This window comes from Curtobacterium sp. MCBD17_028 (assembly GCF_003234875.1).
In the GTDB taxonomy this organism is placed as follows: Bacteria; Actinomycetota; Actinomycetes; order Actinomycetales; family Microbacteriaceae; genus Curtobacterium.
Map to the genome: position 1 here is coordinate 23,136 of NZ_QKTQ01000014.1, position 15,514 is coordinate 38,649.

The following is a 15,514-nucleotide window of genomic DNA, read 5'->3' on the forward strand; positions in this document are numbered from 1 at the left end:
GACGCGCGGAGGTCGGATGTGCTGACCGTGGTCCTCGGGCTGCTCGGCGCCATGACCTACGGGGTGTCCGACTTCCTCGGCGGGGTCGGGTCGCGGACGGCGCGGCCGATCGTGGTCACGGCCATCGCCGCGGTCGTCGGCATCGTGCCGCTCGTGGCGGCCGTGCCCCTGCTGCACGCCCGGTTCACCGGCCACGCGCTCCTGTGGGGGTCCGTCGCCGGGATCGCGGGCTCGGTCGGCGTCCTGCTGCTCTACGCCGCGCTCGCGATCGGGCCGATGAGCGTGCTCTCGCCGGTCACGTCCGTGTTCGCGGCGGTCGTGCCCGTCGTCGTCGGTGTCGTCGCGGGGGTTCGACTCGGGCCGGTGGCGATCGCCGCGATCATCGCCGCCGTCGTGGCCGTCGTGCTCGTCGCCACCTCGTCGAACGGGTCCTCGACGCCGCTGACCCTCGGCGGCCTCGGGATCGCCGCCGTGTCGGGATGCGGGTTCGGGGTCCTGGTCATCGCCTACGCCCGGACCGACGCAGCGGACGGGATCGCGCCACTCGTCGTCGCCCGGGTGATCCAGGCGATCGTCATGTGGACGGGCGTGCTCGTCGTCGTCGCACGATCGCGACGCGCTGCCGCTGCTGCGCCCGCCGGAGCTGAGGGTTCGCCGGATCGCGCACCGCTCCTCCCGGTCCACCGGCGGTTCTGGGTCGTCGTGGTCGCGTGCGGGTGCTTCGACGCGTCCGCGAACGTGTTCATCCAGGCCGCACTGCACGTGTCCGACGACCCGGCGGCGCTGCCCGTGGTCAGCGTGCTGGACGCGCTCTACCCGATCGGGACGATCCTCCTGGCCGCGATCGTGCTGCGGGAGCGGCTGTCGCGCGTGCAGGTCGCGGGCTTGGTGCTCGGGTTCGCGGCGAGTGCGACGCTGGCACTCGCGTGAGGTCCGCCGTCAGGCAGGCTGCGTCTGCTCGCCAGTGCCTGCGGGCGTGAGCCGGCCGCGCAGGAACTGAACCGTGCGGTCGCGGGCCGCGAGTGCGGGATGCCCGGGGACCTCCCGGACCTCGTTGGTGAGCACGGAGTGGGCGTGCGGGCCGAAACCGCCGCTGTTGCCGGGGGACGAGTCGAGCTCGATGACCTCGAAGGCGTCCCCGAGCCGACGCTTGAGTGTCTCGAACCGGGCGCGGGGCACGGTGCCGTCCTCGCTGAACCGCAGGCCGAGTGCACACACCTCGCCCGCGGCGGCACGCGCGGCGATGCGGTCGAACTCGGCCGTCGAGACGGGCCCCGGCGCGAGCTTGCGCGCGCGGCCGAGGGGGAACGGGACCGCGGGCTGACTGAGGACCGATGCCCTGACCGTGTCGTCGATCGCCGCCGCCAGCGCGAAGCCTCCGGTGAAGCACATGCCGATCACGCCGACACCCTTTCCCGGTGTCCGAGCCGCGAGGTCCGCGGCGACGGCGCGCAGGAAGTCGGTCACCGGTCGATGCGCGTTCACCGCGAAGGCGCGGAACTCCGCCGAGACGCACAGTCTGGCGACCACGCCGAGGGTGGAGGCGGGCGTCGCCGACCGACCCGGCTCACCGAAGGGCGATGGGACGACGACGGTGAAGCCGCTGTCGACCAGGTGCTCCGCGAGCCCGAGGACCTCGGGCGTGATCCCCGGGATCTCCGGGATGAGGACCACGCCGGGGCCGGTGCCCTTCTCGAAGCAGTCGTACGTCAGACCACCGCCCGTGAACGGTGAGCGCCTCCATCCGGTGAGGTCGGATCGAGGGGCGGTGCTGGCGGGCATGGCGACTCCTTCGTCGGTGGATGCAGCCTACGGGGCGGTGCTCGGTGGGGTCCGTGCGGTCACCCGCGCTGCTCGGTCGACCCGCCGCTGCCAGCGCACCGTGCACTTCGTCGCCCGCCACTCACCCGGCGTGCCGGGAGGCCCGACTCCCGTCCTCCGCGCGGCGTCCGCCGATGCCGAAGAACGCCGCGGCCGCGGCCGCCACGGACAAGTCGTGACCGGTGCGCCCGAGGACGAAGGGCGCCCGCTTCGGCCCGGGGACCGTGTGCCCGCCCCGGTGGACCGTGACCAGGCGGACGGGCATGCGCCCGTCCTCCCGGTGGTCGACCTGCTCCATCCACGTCGATCCGTGCCCGTCGGAGGGGATCCGGTCCACGACCCCCGGCGTGCTGATGCCGTTGCGCCGGGCGAAGTACGCGGCCGTGTCGCGTGCCGACAGGGCGCTGCCGCCGACCTTGAAGAAGCGCTGTGCCCACGGCTTCATCGCGCCACCGGCGTAGGGCGCGATCGGGTCGGCCGTGCCGTGCACGAGCAGGATCGGGAGCGGCGTCGTGGCAGGTGTCTCGGTGGGGAGCAGGAAATCGTCGCGCGTGGGCATCGTCGCGGCGACGACCGTGACGCCGGCCAGCAGTTCCGGTACCTCGTGCACCAGGCGCATGGCCATCTGGCCGCCGTTCGAGTAGCCGATGACGAACACCCGGTCCGGGTCGATGCCGTGGGTCGCCCCGAGGTCCCGGATCACGGCGCGGACGAACCCGACGTCGTCGATCCCCTCGAGTCGCGCCGGGAACCCGCTCTGCCGTCGGGCGTCGTTCCAGTTCCCGCGGTACCCGTCGAGGTACACGACCACAGCCGTGCCGCTCGCCGCGAACGCGTCGTACATGCCGCCCGTGAAGGCGCGGTGCTTCGCGCCGGTCTGCTTCGACCCGTGCAGGACGAGGACGAGGTCTCGGGCCTGCTGGGCCTCCGGATCGCCCACGATCGTCATCGTCCGCTGCCTGCCGTCCACGTCGATGGTGCTGCGCATGCCCGTCCTCCTCGTGCTCGTGCGCCGTGCTGTGCGCGGTCGGGACCGACGCTAGAGTCTGACGTCGTGTCAAGGTCAAGCGAGGTGGGGGCGGCGGATGAACATCGGTGAGCTGAGTGCACGGTCCGGCGTCAGCGCCCGCTCGTTGCGGTACTACGAGCAGCAGGGACTCCTCAGCGCTCGCCGCAGCCCGAACGGCTACCGGACGTACACCGACGACGCCGTCGAGAAGGCGCGGGTCATCCGGACGATGTTCGAGATCGGGTTCTCGCGCGAGGACGTCCGGGCGGTCATCCCCTGCGCGACCGGGCGGCACGACACGGTCGACCGCCGCGCCGTCCGGGGCACGGTCGAGCGGATGCGCGACGACATGTCCGAGCGGATCGACGAGCTCGTCAGGACGCGTGCGGCGTTGACGGAGTTCCTCGAGCGCGGGGTGTGACCGCGCGGCGTGCGACCGCGGGAAGCGACTGCGGGAAGTGACAACGTGGGGAGCGACAGCGCGGGCGCGAGATGCGCGCCGGTCCTGACCGCTGACGCCCGACCTACCCCGCCGCCAGCCGCTCCGCCGCCGCCAGGAGCCGCGCCGTGACCGGGTGCGCCGGCCGCCCGAACACCCGATCGGCCGGCCCGGCCTCGACCACCCGCCCGGCGTCGAGCACCAGCACGTCGTCGCTCATCCGCCGCACCGCCGCCAGGTCGTGCGAGACGAAGAGCATCGCCGTCCCGGTCTCGCGCTGCAGCCGCTCGAGCAGCGCGAGCACCGCGTCCTGCACGGTGGCGTCGAGCGCGGTGACGGGTTCGTCGAGGAGCAGCAGGTCCGGTCCGGTCGCCAGGGCCCGGGCGATCGCGAGCCGCTGCCGTTGCCCGCCGGACAGGGTGCGGGGACCGCGGGGCCGGAGCGCGGGGTCGAGGTCGACCCGGCGGAGGGCGGCGTCCACGGCGTCGGCGACGGCACCGGCGGCACGTCGAGCGCGTCCCGCGGTGAGTGCGTCGACGAGCACCCGCTCGACGCTCCATCGCTCGTCGAACGTCGACCCGGGGTCCTGCACGACGGCGGCGATCCGGTGACGACGTGCCCGCCGCGCGGCTTCCGGGAGGGGCGCCCAGGCCGCGCCGTCGAGTCGCACCCGTCCGGTGGCCGGGTCCGTCAGCCCGAGGAGCACCCGGGCGAGTGTCGTCTTGCCCGACCCGGATGCGCCGACGACCCCGAGCGTCCGGCCCCGAGCCAGCGCCAGATCGACGTGCTCGAGCACGCTCCGTCCGTCGTACCGAGCGCCGAGGTCCTCGCCGACGAGCACCGGCTCAGGGGCGGCTGACGAGGCCGGAGGCACGGCGTGCCCGGCAGGACCGGCGCCGACCGCGGGACCGGCGCCGACCGCAGGACCGGCGCCGACCGCGGGACCGGCGCCGACCGCGGGACCGGCGCCGACCGCAGGATCGGCAGGCACCGCGGGATCGGCCGTCGCTGCAGGCGGGGCCGCCATCGCGGAACCGGCGGTGCCACCGACCGGATCGGCAACCTCGGAACCCCAGCGCACCGCGACGCGCGCGTGCTCGGCCGCGGCGACGAGCGCCCGCGTCACGGGATGGCGGGGCGTCCGCAGGACGGAGGCGGTGCGCCCGCTCTCCACGATCCTCCCGTCCGTCATGACGGCGACGCGGTCGGCCCAGCCCGCGACGAGGCCCATGTCGTGCGTGATGAGGAGGAGTCCGGCGCCGGCGTCCCGGACGCGCTGCAAGGTCTCCATGACCGTGACGGCGATGCCGGCATCGAGCGCCGTGGTCGGCTCGTCCGCGATCACGAGTGTGGGACCACCGACGATCGCGGCGGCGATGAGCGCCCGCTGCCGCATCCCGCCGGACAGGGTGTCGGCGCACCGTCCGTCGCGGGCGAGCGCGGGGTCGAGACCGACCCGGTTGAGCGTGGCAGCGACCTGGTCCAGCCGCTCGCGCGCAGTGAGTCCGGTGTGGAGGCGGAGGGCGTCGGCGACCTCGCGGCCGACGGGGCGGAGCGGGTCGAGCGCGCTGAGGGCCTCCTGGCCGACGTACCCGACGCGATGGCCGCGGATCCGGCGCCACCGTCGCTCCGACGCGGTCCGCAGGTCCGCGCCGTCGAGCTCGAGCCGCCCCGCGGTGACGCGGGCGCCGGGTGTCGAGAGCCCGAGGAGTGCCCGCGCCGTCACCGACTTGCCTGACCCGGACGGGCCGACGAGCGCGACGCACTCGCCGGGCGCGATGCGGAGGTCCACGCCGCTGACGACGGTCCGGCCGTCGATCGCCACGGCGAGGTCGGTGACGTCGAGGACCGGGAGGCCCGCGGCGGACGGACCCGTGGACATGCCGCCGTCCACGTGCGCCCCGATCGCGCTCACCGCGGCACTCCGAGTCCGCGCAGCCGACGCCCGAGGACGGTGACCGCAGCGGCGGTGACGACGATCGCGAGTCCCGGGAACGCGCTCGTCCACGGGGCGGTGTCCAGGTAGGTCCGGCCGTCGGCGAGCATCGCGCCCCATTCCGGCGCCGGCGGTGGCGTCCCGAGCCCGAGGTAGCTCAGGGCCGACGCCCACACGACGGCCTGCCCGACGCCGAGGGTGCCGACGGCGACGATCGGCCAGAGCGCGGTCGGCAGCACGTGGTGCAGGACGATCCACGTCGGGCGCCGTCCGAGCAGCACGGCCGTCTCCGCCACGGCCGAGGCCCGCGCCGTGCGGACGAGTCCGCGCACGATGCGGCCGTAGCCGGGGGCGGTCGCGAACCCGACGGCGATCGTCGCGGGCACGGCGCCGGGCCCCGTCACGGTGATGACGACGAGCGCGACGAGCAGGATCGGCAAGGCGAACCCGACCTCGAGCATCCGTCCGACCACGGCGTCGGCGATCCGGCCGCCGAGCCCCGCGACGAGCCCGAGGAGGACCCCGGCGACGCCGCCGACGAGTGTCGCGACGACGCCGACGGTCAGCGAGGCGCGGGTTCCGGCGACCACGCGCGCGAGGACGTCGCGGCCCGACTCGTCGGTGCCGAACGGATGGAGCGGGGACGGCGCGAGCAACGCCTGCGCAGGGTGCACCGCCAGCGGGTGGGCGCCGCCGAGTGCGGCCGGCCAGACGGCGGCGAGGACGGCGAGGAGCACCACGACGGCGGCGACGCTCCCGGACGGTCCGAGGGCGCGGACCGTGCGTCGCCATGCGGTGCCCGGCGCGCCGACGGTCGCGGGGACGGCATCGTCCACGCCGGCCGCCGGGAGGCCCGGGTCGACGATCCCGGTCACGGAGCGGCCCGCCCCGTGGTCGGCCGGGGAGCACCCGGGCGGGGCCGGCGGGTGCGTCGGACGGACGAGCCGGTCGGTCCCATGCGGGTCACCCGCGGGTCGACGACGCGTTCGACGAGGTCCGCGACCGCGAGCACCACGACGTACGCGAGGGCGGACACGAGCGCGATCCCGGCGACCAGGGGCATGTCCCGCTCGGTCACGGCGCCGACGAGACTCCGTCCGATGCCGGGGAGTGCGAACACGGACTCGACGACGACCGCGCCGGACACGAGCGACCCGAAGGCCCAGGCGCTCAGGGCGATCCCCGGCAACGCCGCGTGCCGCAGCAGGTGCCGGGAGAACAGGCCGACGGGGGACTCGCCTCGCGCTCGCGCCGCGAGGGCGAACGCGGACCGCTCGGCGTCGAGCACACCGTCGCGGATCGTCTGCGCCAGGTAGCCGGCCACGGGGACCGCGACCGTGACGGCCGGGAGCACCCATCCGCCGACCGTGCCGTCGCTCACCGCGGGGGTCCATCCGAGCCCGGTCGCGAACACGACGATGAGCACGCTGCCGAGCCAGAAGTGCGGCGTCACGCTCGCCGCGACCGCGATCCCCGACGTCAGGGCGGCGGCGATCCGCCCACGACCGGTCGACCACCACGCGGCGACGACGGCCAACGCCCACGCGACGACGAGTCCGGCGAGCGCGAGCGTCAGGGTGACCGGGAGCTCCTGGGCGAGCAGGGCGGCGACCGGTGTGTGGAAGGTGTACGAGTCGCCGAGCCGCACGGTCGCCAGCCGTCCGAGGAACACCGCGTACTGCACGACGACGGGGCGGTCGAGCCCGTACTCGGCGCGGACGTGCGCGACCGCGGCGGCCGAGGCCTGCGATCCGGGCCCGCCGAGGATCGCCTGCGCGGGGTCGCCGGGGATCGCACGGATCGCGACGAACACGATCGTCGCCACGGCCCAGAGGACGACGACCGCCCCGACGACCCGGCGCGCCAGCCAGGCCGCGGCGATGCCGAGCCGGACCCGGGGAACGGGGGTGGGCCTCCCGGCCGGAGCGGGCGGACCGGCCGGTCCGACCGGAGCGGCCGGACCGGTCGCGCCGTCCGTCAGTGGTCGATCCACGCGGTCCCGAAGTCCGGGGTGCTCACCGACGTGGTCGTGATGCCGTGGACGCTCGACCGGTACAGGAACTGGTTCTGCTGGTCGTACAGCGGCAGCACGGTGCGGCTCGTGAGGATCCGGTGCTGCGCCTCGGCGTAGAGCGTGGACCGCGTGGTCGGGTCCGTCGTGCGGGCGGCCTGTTCGAGCTCGGCGTCGAGCTGGGGCTCGGACAGCTGCGCGAGGTTCGCGAAGTACCCGGACGGCGCGGGCGTGATGCTCGCGCTGTCGTACAGGATCCGGAGCACGTCCGGGCCGACCTTCGTGTACGGGGCACTCACGACGTCGTAGTGGTTCGCGGCGAGTGCGGCGTACCAGCTGGACAGGTCGAGCTGCTCGATGCGGACGTCGAAGCCGACGGCCTTCTCCGACGCCTGGATCTGCTGGAAGAGGCTGCGCTCGGCCGGGATCGACTGGTTCGTCGACACCGGGAACGTGACGGTGAGCCGCTGGCCGTCCTTCGTGCGGACGCCGTCCGACCCGACCTTCCAGCCGTCCGCGTCGAGCAGGCGCTTCGCGGTCGCGGGCGAGGAGCTGAACAGCCGCTTGTCGCTCACGGCGAGCGGCTCGACGCTCGACAGGACGGAGTACGACCGCTTCGCCGTGCCGAGGAACAGGGACCGGATGCCCGGATCGATCTGCGCGCCGGCGATGAACGCCTTGCGCACCTGCTCGTCGCGGAACACCCCGTGGCCGGAGTTGAGCTCGAGCCGGTTCGAGGCGCCGGGCCGCGGGGCGTCGAGGTCACGGATGCTCCCCGTCGAGCTCGCCGCGTGCAGCTGGTCGGGCTGGGCGTTGTCGATGACGTCGACCTGGCCGGACTTCAGCGCCGCGTAGCGCGAGGTCGAGTCGGGCAGGAACCGCCAGGTGATCCCGGACAGCCGGGGCTTCGTGCTCGAGTTCCCGAGCGGCGTGAAGTGCGTGTTCCGGGTGAGGCTGACGTGGTCGCCGTGCACCCACTTCGTCACCATGAACGGACCCGTCCCCACCGGGCTGGCGCAGTTGGTCGCCTGCGAGCGGGCCAGCGCCGTCGGCGACTCGATCCCCACCCACGGCTGCGACAGCGACTCGAGCAGGGCGCTGTCCGGGCGGCTGAGGCGCAGCGTCACCGTGTGGGCGTCGGTCGCGGTCGCCGTCGTGATCGCGCCGAGGGCCAGGTACCCGGTGCTCGACGCCGTCGCCGGGTCCTGCACGTGCTCGATGTTCCGGACGACGGCGGCCGCGTCGAACGGCGTCCCGTCGCTGAACGTGACGCCCTCGCGCAGGTGGAAGGTCCAGGTGCGGCCGTCGCTGCTCGTGGTCCAGCTCGTCGCGAGGGCGGGCTGGGCCTTCCGGTCGCTGCCCATGGTGACGAGCTCCTCGATGTACTGCGACGCGAGGAGCGCCTGCGGGTAGTTGCCACCGACGTGCGGATCGAGGCAGGTCGGTTCGGCGTCGCCGGACGCGTACACGAGCGTTCCGCCGTGCGTCGGCGTGCTGCTGGCGCTCGGGCTCCCGCCGGAACACGCGGCGACGGCCAGGAGGACCGCGGTCGCGCCCGCCACGGTCGTCGCGGTGCGCGCGACGCGCTTCGAGCGGGTGCGGATCAGCGGGGGAGCGACCGCGGCGCGAACAGCGGAGGCGAGTTTGTGTACCGAGTCCAAGAACATGTCCGGGTGAGTCTAGCGGTTGAATGGGGGCATGGCCGATCCGGAGGACCCACAGGCGGAGCGTGTGCGCCGAGCCGGCCGCCCGCGGCGCTCCTCGGCAGTGGTGCTCGCCGACGCCGCCGCCGAGCTCTTCCTCGAGCAGGGGTACGCCGGCACGACGGTCGACCACATCGCGCAGCGCGCCGGGGTGAGTCGCGCCACGTTCTTCAACTACTTCACCGCGAAGTCCGACGTCATGTGGCTGGAACTCGACGAGGCCGTGCGCGAGATCCCCGCGCTCCTCCGCGTGTCCGAGGAGCGCTCGCCGGTCCGGGCCGTCGAGGACGCCCTGCTCGCCGCGGCCCGGCGGCACGACCCCCAGCGGGTGCCGTGGTCGATCGCCCAGGCCGAGGTCATGCGGATCGGCCCCGAGCTGGTGCAGAGCGCCGCGGCCCGTATCATGGGGCAGCACAGTGCGGTCGCCGCGTTCGTCGCCGACCGCACGGGCGAGCGTCCGAGCGGGTTGTGGCCCCAGACGGTCAGCGGCGCGATGCTCGGCGCGGCGGCCGCGGCGTTCGGGGTGTGGGTCGCCGACGGGGTCGGGCGTGGACCCCTCGTCGAGTACGTGGCCGCGGCGCTGACCCCCGTCGCCGCGGGACTGGACGCGCGGTAGCACGCCCGCTGGACCCGTCCGGCGTCCCCTCGGGATCGTCCGGTGCTCCCTCGCCCCAGGTCGGCGCTCAGACGGCCACGGCGACCGGTCGTCGGTGCCGACGCGCGAGCCCCGCGCCCGCCCAGCGGTCCCCGGCGACCGCGAGCGCGAGGAGCGTCACGGCGGCCACCGCGAACGGTACCGGTCCGGTGTGCGGGAACCCCCACTGCACGAGCAACGGCCAGTGGAACACGTACAGCCCGTACGAGATCGACGCCAGGAACGCGGACGGCGCCGCGACGCGGGTCAGGCCCCGGCCGAGCGCAGCGGCGAGGGCGGGCCGTGCCCGCAGCGTCGGCGCCACGACCGCGACGAGCGTCACCAGGGCCGTGGCCACACCGAAGTGCCGGACCATGAGCAGCGGGTAGGCAGCGAACCCGCCGCCGGTGCCCAGACGGAGTGTCGTGCCCACGGCGAGCGCCGTGAGCGCCGTGAGCCAGAGCAGCTCCGGGGCGAGCGCGCGCGGACCGACCCGGTCCTGGAGGAACGCACGCGCCATCGCCGCGCCGGCCCACCACACGAGCAGGTACGCGAGCACGAGCACGGCGTGCCCGGGGTGCACCGTGTAGGCCGCGAACGCCGCGAGCGACACCGCACCGACGAGGTGGGGGGTCAGTCGCGGCCACCGGTGCAGTGCCGACGCGAGGAGCGGGAACACCAGGTAGAAGGCGATCTCGTACGACAGCGACCACAGGGCGAGGTTGTGGAACGGCGGGTCGACGATGACCCCCGGCTTCAGCGCCCCGTTGTCCTGCAGCGCCACGAGGGTGCCGAGGACCTGCCCGGGGTGGAACTCGGCCACGAGGTCGCGGTCCGCCGCCGCCACCCCGATCGACAGCACCAGTGCGAGCACGAGCGGCGGGTAGATCCGACGGAGACGCCGGAACAGGTACGCGCCGACCCCGCCGCGCCGGTCGAACTCGTTGGCGTACACGACGAATCCGCTGAGCAGGAAGAAGACCATGACGGCCTCCTGCCCGAACGCGAACACGTCGCGCAGGACCACGGGTCCGCCGTAGGCGTTGACCGACACGAGGTGGTGGGCGACGACCTCGAGCGCCGCGAGTCCGCGCACCGCGTCGAGGAACACCCGCAGGCCGCGGGGGAGTGCCGGTCGCGCCATCGGGACCTCCCGTCCGTCGACGCTGATGGTCCTCGGGGGCCGGTGGGGCCGTTCCCAGCACCCCTGGGACGGTCGTGGAGGCCCGGTCAGGCGCGGAGGGTGCGCCCGTCGCCCGTGGCGACCTCCTCGAGGGTGCCGTCCTCGACGATCTCCGGCACGTCGCCGTCGTTGTCCGGCACCAGGCTGGCGTCGCCCGGCTGCGAGAGCGTGAGCACGGCCTCCTCGATGTAGGGGCTCGACTCGAGCTGTTCCTCGACCGCACGCAGCCGGAGCGCGACCTGCTCCTCGCGCTCGTTGCCCGCCATGTCGATCGCCGCGACGAGGTACACCCGGCTCGGCCCGACGAACTCGAGGTGCAGGTACGTCACACGCTCCACCTCGGGCTTGCGGAGGATCTCCGCGAGCACGGCGTCCTCGAGCTCGGGCGACGTCGACTCCCCGATGAGGAACCGCCGGTTCCGGTCGATGAGCACCACCGCGACCACGCCGAGCAGCACCCCGACGGCGATCGAGCCGAGCGCGTCCCACACGGCCGACCCGGTCAGCTGGTGCAGGAGCAGGCCGAGGAACGCGAGGACGAGACCGACGAGTGCCGCGGAGTCCTCGGCGAACACCGCGCGGAGCGTCGGGTTCGAGGACTGGAGCACGTGCCGGAGGATCGGCACCCGGCGTCGGGTCGCCGCGCCGTGGGCCTGCCGGAACGCCTGCAGGAAGCTCGTGCCCTCGAGGCACGCGGAGACCGCGAGCACGATGTAGCCGATGAGGACGTCGCGCGGCGGTTCGTCGGAGGTCAGCTCGCTGATCCCGTGGTAGATCGACACGATCGCGCCGGCCGTGAACAGCCCGAACGCCGCGAACATCGACCAGATGTAGGTCTCGCGGCCGTAGCCGAGCGGGTGGTCGGCGTCGCGCTGCTTGGCGCCCCGGCGCTCGGCGATGAGCAGGAAGATCTCGTTGCCGGTGTCCGCCCACGAGTGCGCCGCCTCGGCGACCATCGACGCCGAACCGGTCAACAACGACGCGAACGTCTTGGCGAGGGCCACGAGCAGGTTCGCGGCGAAGGCGATGACGACCGTGAGCAGGCTCTCGGGCTTCGGGGCGCCCGAGGCCGCCGCGTCCGGGTGGTCCGTGCTCTTGCGGTCCTCGGTCGCGTCGCTCACCATGCCCCCAGTCTGCTCCGCGGGCGGTACGATCGTCCCAGCGGCGTCGATCCGGCCATCACCGGGGAGCCTTCGGAAGAACACCATCCGTCCTCCCCGAGCGTCCCCGGGCGCGAGCGGGAGTCGGGCGGCCACTAGAACCGAACGGGTCGGGTCCGTCACAGCCTGAGCAACGAGCGGTGGTCCGCGCGACGGGAGCAGTGCCTCCCGGCCGTGGCCGCAATCGAGGTGGTACCGCGCCGCCGGGTCGAGTCGACCGGGTGGCGTCCTCGTCGACAGCACGCACACGACCACTCGCCGAGGACCAGATGCGCTACCCCTTGAACGACCCGGACGCCGCCGGCGTCACCCCGTCCCCCTCGTTCCCCGAGGTCGAGCGCGGCGTCCTCGCCTTCTGGCAGCGCGACGACACGTTCCGGGCGTCGGTCGAGCAGCGGCAGGGCTGCGACGAGTGGGTGTTCTACGACGGCCCGCCGTTCGCGAACGGACTCCCGCACTACGGGCACCTGCTCACCGGCTACGCCAAGGACGTCTTCCCGCGGTTCCAGACGATGCGCGGCAAGCAGGTGCACCGCCGGTTCGGGTGGGACACCCACGGGCTGCCGGCCGAACTCGAGGCCATGCGCCAGCTCGGCATCACCGAGAAGCACGAGATCGACGACATGGGCATCGACGTGTTCAACGCGGCGGCACGTCGGTCCGTGCTCCAGTACACCGACGAGTGGCGCGACTACGTCACCCGCCAGGCACGCTGGGTCGACTTCGACGACGACTACAAGACGCTCGACGTCACGTTCATGGAGAGCGTGCTGTGGGCGTTCAGGTCCCTCTGGGACAAGGGCCTGGCGTACGAGGGCTTCCGCGTGCTGCCCTACTGCTGGAACGACCAGACGCCGCTGTCGAACCACGAGCTCCGCATGGACGACGACGTCTACCAGCAGCGCCAGGACCAGTCGGTGACCGTCGCGTTCCCGTTCACCGGCGCCCGCGCCGAGGAGCTCGGGCTCTCGGGCGTCCGCGCGCTCGCGTGGACGACGACGCCGTGGACCCTGCCGACGAACGCGGCGCTCGCCGTGGGACCCGCCATCGAGTACGTGGTCGTGCCGGCCGGTCCGGACGGCGCGGCCGACGGGACCGCGGCAGGCACCGCGTCGTTCCTGCTCGCCGGCGACACGCTCGCCGCGTACGCCAAGGACCTCGGCTACGGCTCCGCCGAGGAGGCCCGTGCCGCGGTCACCCGCACCGTCACCGGTGCCGAGCTCGACGGCGTCGCGTACGAGCGGCTGTGGGACTTCTACGTCGACGTCGAGGGCATGGAGAACGCCTGGCGGGTGCTCGTCGCCGAGTACGTCGCCACGGGCGAGGGCACGGGCGTCGTGCACCAGGCACCGGCCTACGGCGAGGACGACCAGGCCGTCTGCTCGGCGGCGGGCATCCCGACGATCCTCTCCCTCGACGACGGCGGGCTGTTCCTGCCGCAGGTGGACCTCGTCGCGGGCCAGCTGTGGTCCGACGCGAACAAGCCGCTGACGCAGGAGCTCCGCGCGATGGGTCGCCTGCTCCGGGTCGCCTCGTACGAGCACAGCTACCCGCACTGCTGGCGCTGCCGGAACCCGCTCATCTACAAGGCCGTGTCGAGCTGGTTCATCCGGGTCACGGATTTCCGGGACCGCATGGGCGAGCTCAACGAGCAGATCACCTGGGTGCCCGAGAACGTCAAGGACGGCCAGTTCGGCAAGTGGGTCGAGGGCGCTCGTGACTGGTCGATCTCGCGCAACCGGTACTGGGGTTCGCCGATCCCGGTGTGGAAGAGCGACGACCCCGCCTACCCGCGCGTCGACGTGTACGGATCCCTCGCCGACCTCGAACGCGACTTCGGGCGCCTGCCCCTGAACGACGCCGGCGAGCCGGACCTGCACCGCCCGTTCATCGACGAGCTGACGAGGCCGAACCCCGACGACCCGACCGGCCGCTCCACGATGCGCCGGATCACCGACGTGTTCGACGTCTGGTTCGACTCCGGGTCGATGCCGTACGCCCAGGTGCACTACCCCTTCGAGAACCGCGAGTGGTTCGACACCCACAACCCGGCCGACTTCATCGTCGAGTACATCGGACAGACGCGCGGCTGGTTCTACGTCATGCACGCGCTGGCGACGGCCCTGTTCGACCGTCCGGCGTTCTCGAACGTCATCAGCCACGGCATCGTGCTCGGGTCCGACGGCCAGAAGATGTCGAAGAGCCGGCGGAACTACCCCGACGTCAACGAGGTCTTCGACCGCGACGGCGCCGACGCCATGCGGTGGTTCCTCATGTCGTCCTCGGTGATCCGCGGTGGGAACCTCGTCGTCACCGAAGAGGGGATCCGCCAGGGCGTCCGCGAGTTCCTGCTGCCCCTCTGGTCGACCTACTACTTCTTCACCCTCTACGCGAACGCGTCGGGGGACGACGGGTACCACGCCACCTGGCGCACCGACTCGACGGACGTGCTCGACCGGTACCTGCTCGCGCGCACCCGGCAGCTCGTGCTCGACGTCACGGCGCACCTCGAGGCCCTCGACACCCCGCTGGCCACCCTCGCGGTCCGCGACTTCGCCGACGTCCTCACGAACTGGTACGTCCGGCGGTCCCGTGACAAGTTCTGGGCGGGTGCCGGGTCCTCGGACGCCGCCCGCGATGCCTTCGACACGCTGTACACGGTCCTCGAGACCCTGACGCGCGTCGCCGCGCCGCTCGCGCCGCTCGTCGCGGACGAGGTCTGGAGGGGCCTCACCGGTGGGCGCAGCGTCCACCTCGAGGACTGGCCGGACGCCGAGGCGTTCCCCGCCGACGACGCCCTCGTCGCCGCGATGGACCGCGTCCGCGACGTCGCGTCGAAGGGCCTCGCGCTCCGCAAGGCGACCGGCAAGCGGGTCCGTCTGCCGCTCGCGACCCTGACCGTCGTCACCGCGGATCCCGCCGGGCTCGAGCCGTTCGCCGACATCCTCCGCGACGAGCTGAACGTCAAGCGCGTCGTGCTCGAGCAGCAGGCCGAGGAGTCGCTGGCGCAGTACGGCATCGAGCGGAAGCTCACGGTGAACGCCCGTGCCGCGGGTCCCCGCATCGGGAAGCTCGTGCAGCAGGTGATCCCGGCGGCCAAGCGCGGTGACTGGACCGCCACCGCCGACGGCGTCACGGTCGGCGGCGTCGACCTGGTCGAGGGGGAGTACACGCTCGACCTCACCGTGGCCGACCCGACGAGCGCGGTGGCGTTCCTCGAGGGCAGTGGCTTCGTCGTGCTCGACACCGTGACGACCCCGGAGCTGGAGGCCGAGGGCCTGGCCCGCGACGTCGTGCGTGCGGTGCAGCAGGCGCGTCGGGACGCCGGGCTCGACGTCAGCGACCGCATCGTCCTGCGCCTCGAGGCCGACGAGGCTGCGAGCAGCGCGATCGAGGCGCACCATGGACTCATCGCGCAGGAGACCTTGAGCAGCCGGCTCGAGCAGGTCGTCTCCGCGCTGGACGACGACGACCCCGGCGTCGAGCACGTCGGCGACGGCGCGCTCGTCCGGGTGGAGGTGACCCGCGTTGGCTGAGATCGGCAACGGTACGAACCCCTACGGCGACGACGACGCGTACGACGAGGACGGCGAGCCCGTCGCCGGGACTCCACGTCCG

General features: G+C 73.4%; 12 protein-coding genes. 4 read left to right on the plus strand and 8 right to left on the minus strand.

The genetic code is table 11. The features are described 5' to 3' along the window. The first annotated feature begins 18 nt into the window (after positions 1-18). A complete protein-coding gene (locus tag DEI86_RS13260; RefSeq protein ID WP_111049835.1) occupies positions 19-930 on the plus strand; it encodes an EamA/RhaT family transporter in 912 nt (303 codons plus the stop codon). A 9-nt stretch (positions 931-939) separates the two neighbouring features. Here DEI86_RS13260 and DEI86_RS13265 read toward each other — a convergent pair whose 3' ends face one another. Next, positions 940-1,782 carry a dienelactone hydrolase family protein gene (locus DEI86_RS13265; protein WP_111049836.1) on the minus strand — a complete coding sequence of 281 codons (843 nt, stop codon included), beginning with the start codon at positions 1,780-1,782 and terminating at the stop codon, positions 940-942. A 121-nt stretch (positions 1,783-1,903) separates the two neighbouring features. After that, positions 1,904-2,809, minus strand: a complete 906-nt coding sequence (locus tag DEI86_RS13270) for a PHB depolymerase family esterase (protein WP_111011036.1) — start codon at positions 2,807-2,809, stop codon at positions 1,904-1,906. A 97-nt stretch (positions 2,810-2,906) separates the two neighbouring features. Between DEI86_RS13270 and DEI86_RS13275 the strand changes: the two genes are divergently transcribed. Next, positions 2,907-3,251: a MerR family transcriptional regulator gene (locus tag DEI86_RS13275; protein ID WP_111011037.1), complete on the plus strand. Its 345-nt coding sequence runs from the start codon at positions 2,907-2,909 to the stop codon at positions 3,249-3,251. Positions 3,252-3,354: 103 nt separating this feature from the next. Here DEI86_RS13275 and DEI86_RS13280 read toward each other — a convergent pair whose 3' ends face one another. Genes DEI86_RS13280 through DEI86_RS13295 form a run of 4 tightly spaced genes read right to left on the minus strand, consistent with a single transcriptional unit; the run spans position 3,355 to position 8,883 of the window. Then, complete coding sequence (locus DEI86_RS13280) at positions 3,355-5,184, minus strand: ABC transporter ATP-binding protein (RefSeq protein ID WP_258376553.1); 1,830 nt, start codon at positions 5,182-5,184, stop codon at positions 3,355-3,357. Next, positions 5,181-6,080, minus strand: coding sequence for an ABC transporter permease (locus DEI86_RS13285; protein WP_258376554.1), 900 nt, complete (start codon positions 6,078-6,080; stop codon positions 5,181-5,183). Before DEI86_RS13285 ends, DEI86_RS13280 begins: the two co-directional genes overlap by 4 nt. Further along, positions 6,077-7,198: an ABC transporter permease gene (locus DEI86_RS13290; RefSeq protein WP_309146563.1), complete on the minus strand. Its 1,122-nt coding sequence runs from the start codon at positions 7,196-7,198 to the stop codon at positions 6,077-6,079. The genes DEI86_RS13285 and DEI86_RS13290 overlap by 4 nt, the downstream gene beginning before the upstream one ends. Further along, the gene (locus DEI86_RS13295; RefSeq protein ID WP_111049837.1) at positions 7,183-8,883 is read right to left on the minus strand and encodes an ABC transporter substrate-binding protein; all 1,701 of its coding nucleotides are present in this window, start codon (positions 8,881-8,883) and stop codon (positions 7,183-7,185) included. The genes DEI86_RS13290 and DEI86_RS13295 overlap by 16 nt, the downstream gene beginning before the upstream one ends. Positions 8,884-8,914: 31 nt before the next feature. On the opposite strand from DEI86_RS13295, the gene DEI86_RS13300 reads away from it, so the two are divergent. After that, complete coding sequence (locus tag DEI86_RS13300; RefSeq protein WP_111013912.1) at positions 8,915-9,535, plus strand: TetR/AcrR family transcriptional regulator; 621 nt, start codon at positions 8,915-8,917, stop codon at positions 9,533-9,535. 67 nt (positions 9,536-9,602) lie between these two features. Here DEI86_RS13300 and DEI86_RS13305 read toward each other — a convergent pair whose 3' ends face one another. Both DEI86_RS13305 and DEI86_RS13310 read right to left on the minus strand, forming a co-directional pair. After that, positions 9,603-10,697 carry an acyltransferase gene (locus DEI86_RS13305; protein ID WP_111049838.1) on the minus strand — a complete coding sequence of 365 codons (1,095 nt, stop codon included), beginning with the start codon at positions 10,695-10,697 and terminating at the stop codon, positions 9,603-9,605. Between the two features lie 86 nt (positions 10,698-10,783). Beyond that, complete coding sequence (locus tag DEI86_RS13310; protein ID WP_111013911.1) at positions 10,784-11,860, minus strand: cation diffusion facilitator family transporter; 1,077 nt, start codon at positions 11,858-11,860, stop codon at positions 10,784-10,786. A gap of 305 nt (positions 11,861-12,165) precedes the next feature. On the opposite strand from DEI86_RS13310, the gene ileS reads away from it, so the two are divergent. Then, positions 12,166-15,432, plus strand: a complete 3,267-nt coding sequence (gene ileS / locus DEI86_RS13315) for an isoleucine--tRNA ligase (protein ID WP_111049839.1) — start codon at positions 12,166-12,168, stop codon at positions 15,430-15,432. Positions 15,433-15,514 lie beyond the last annotated feature (82 nt).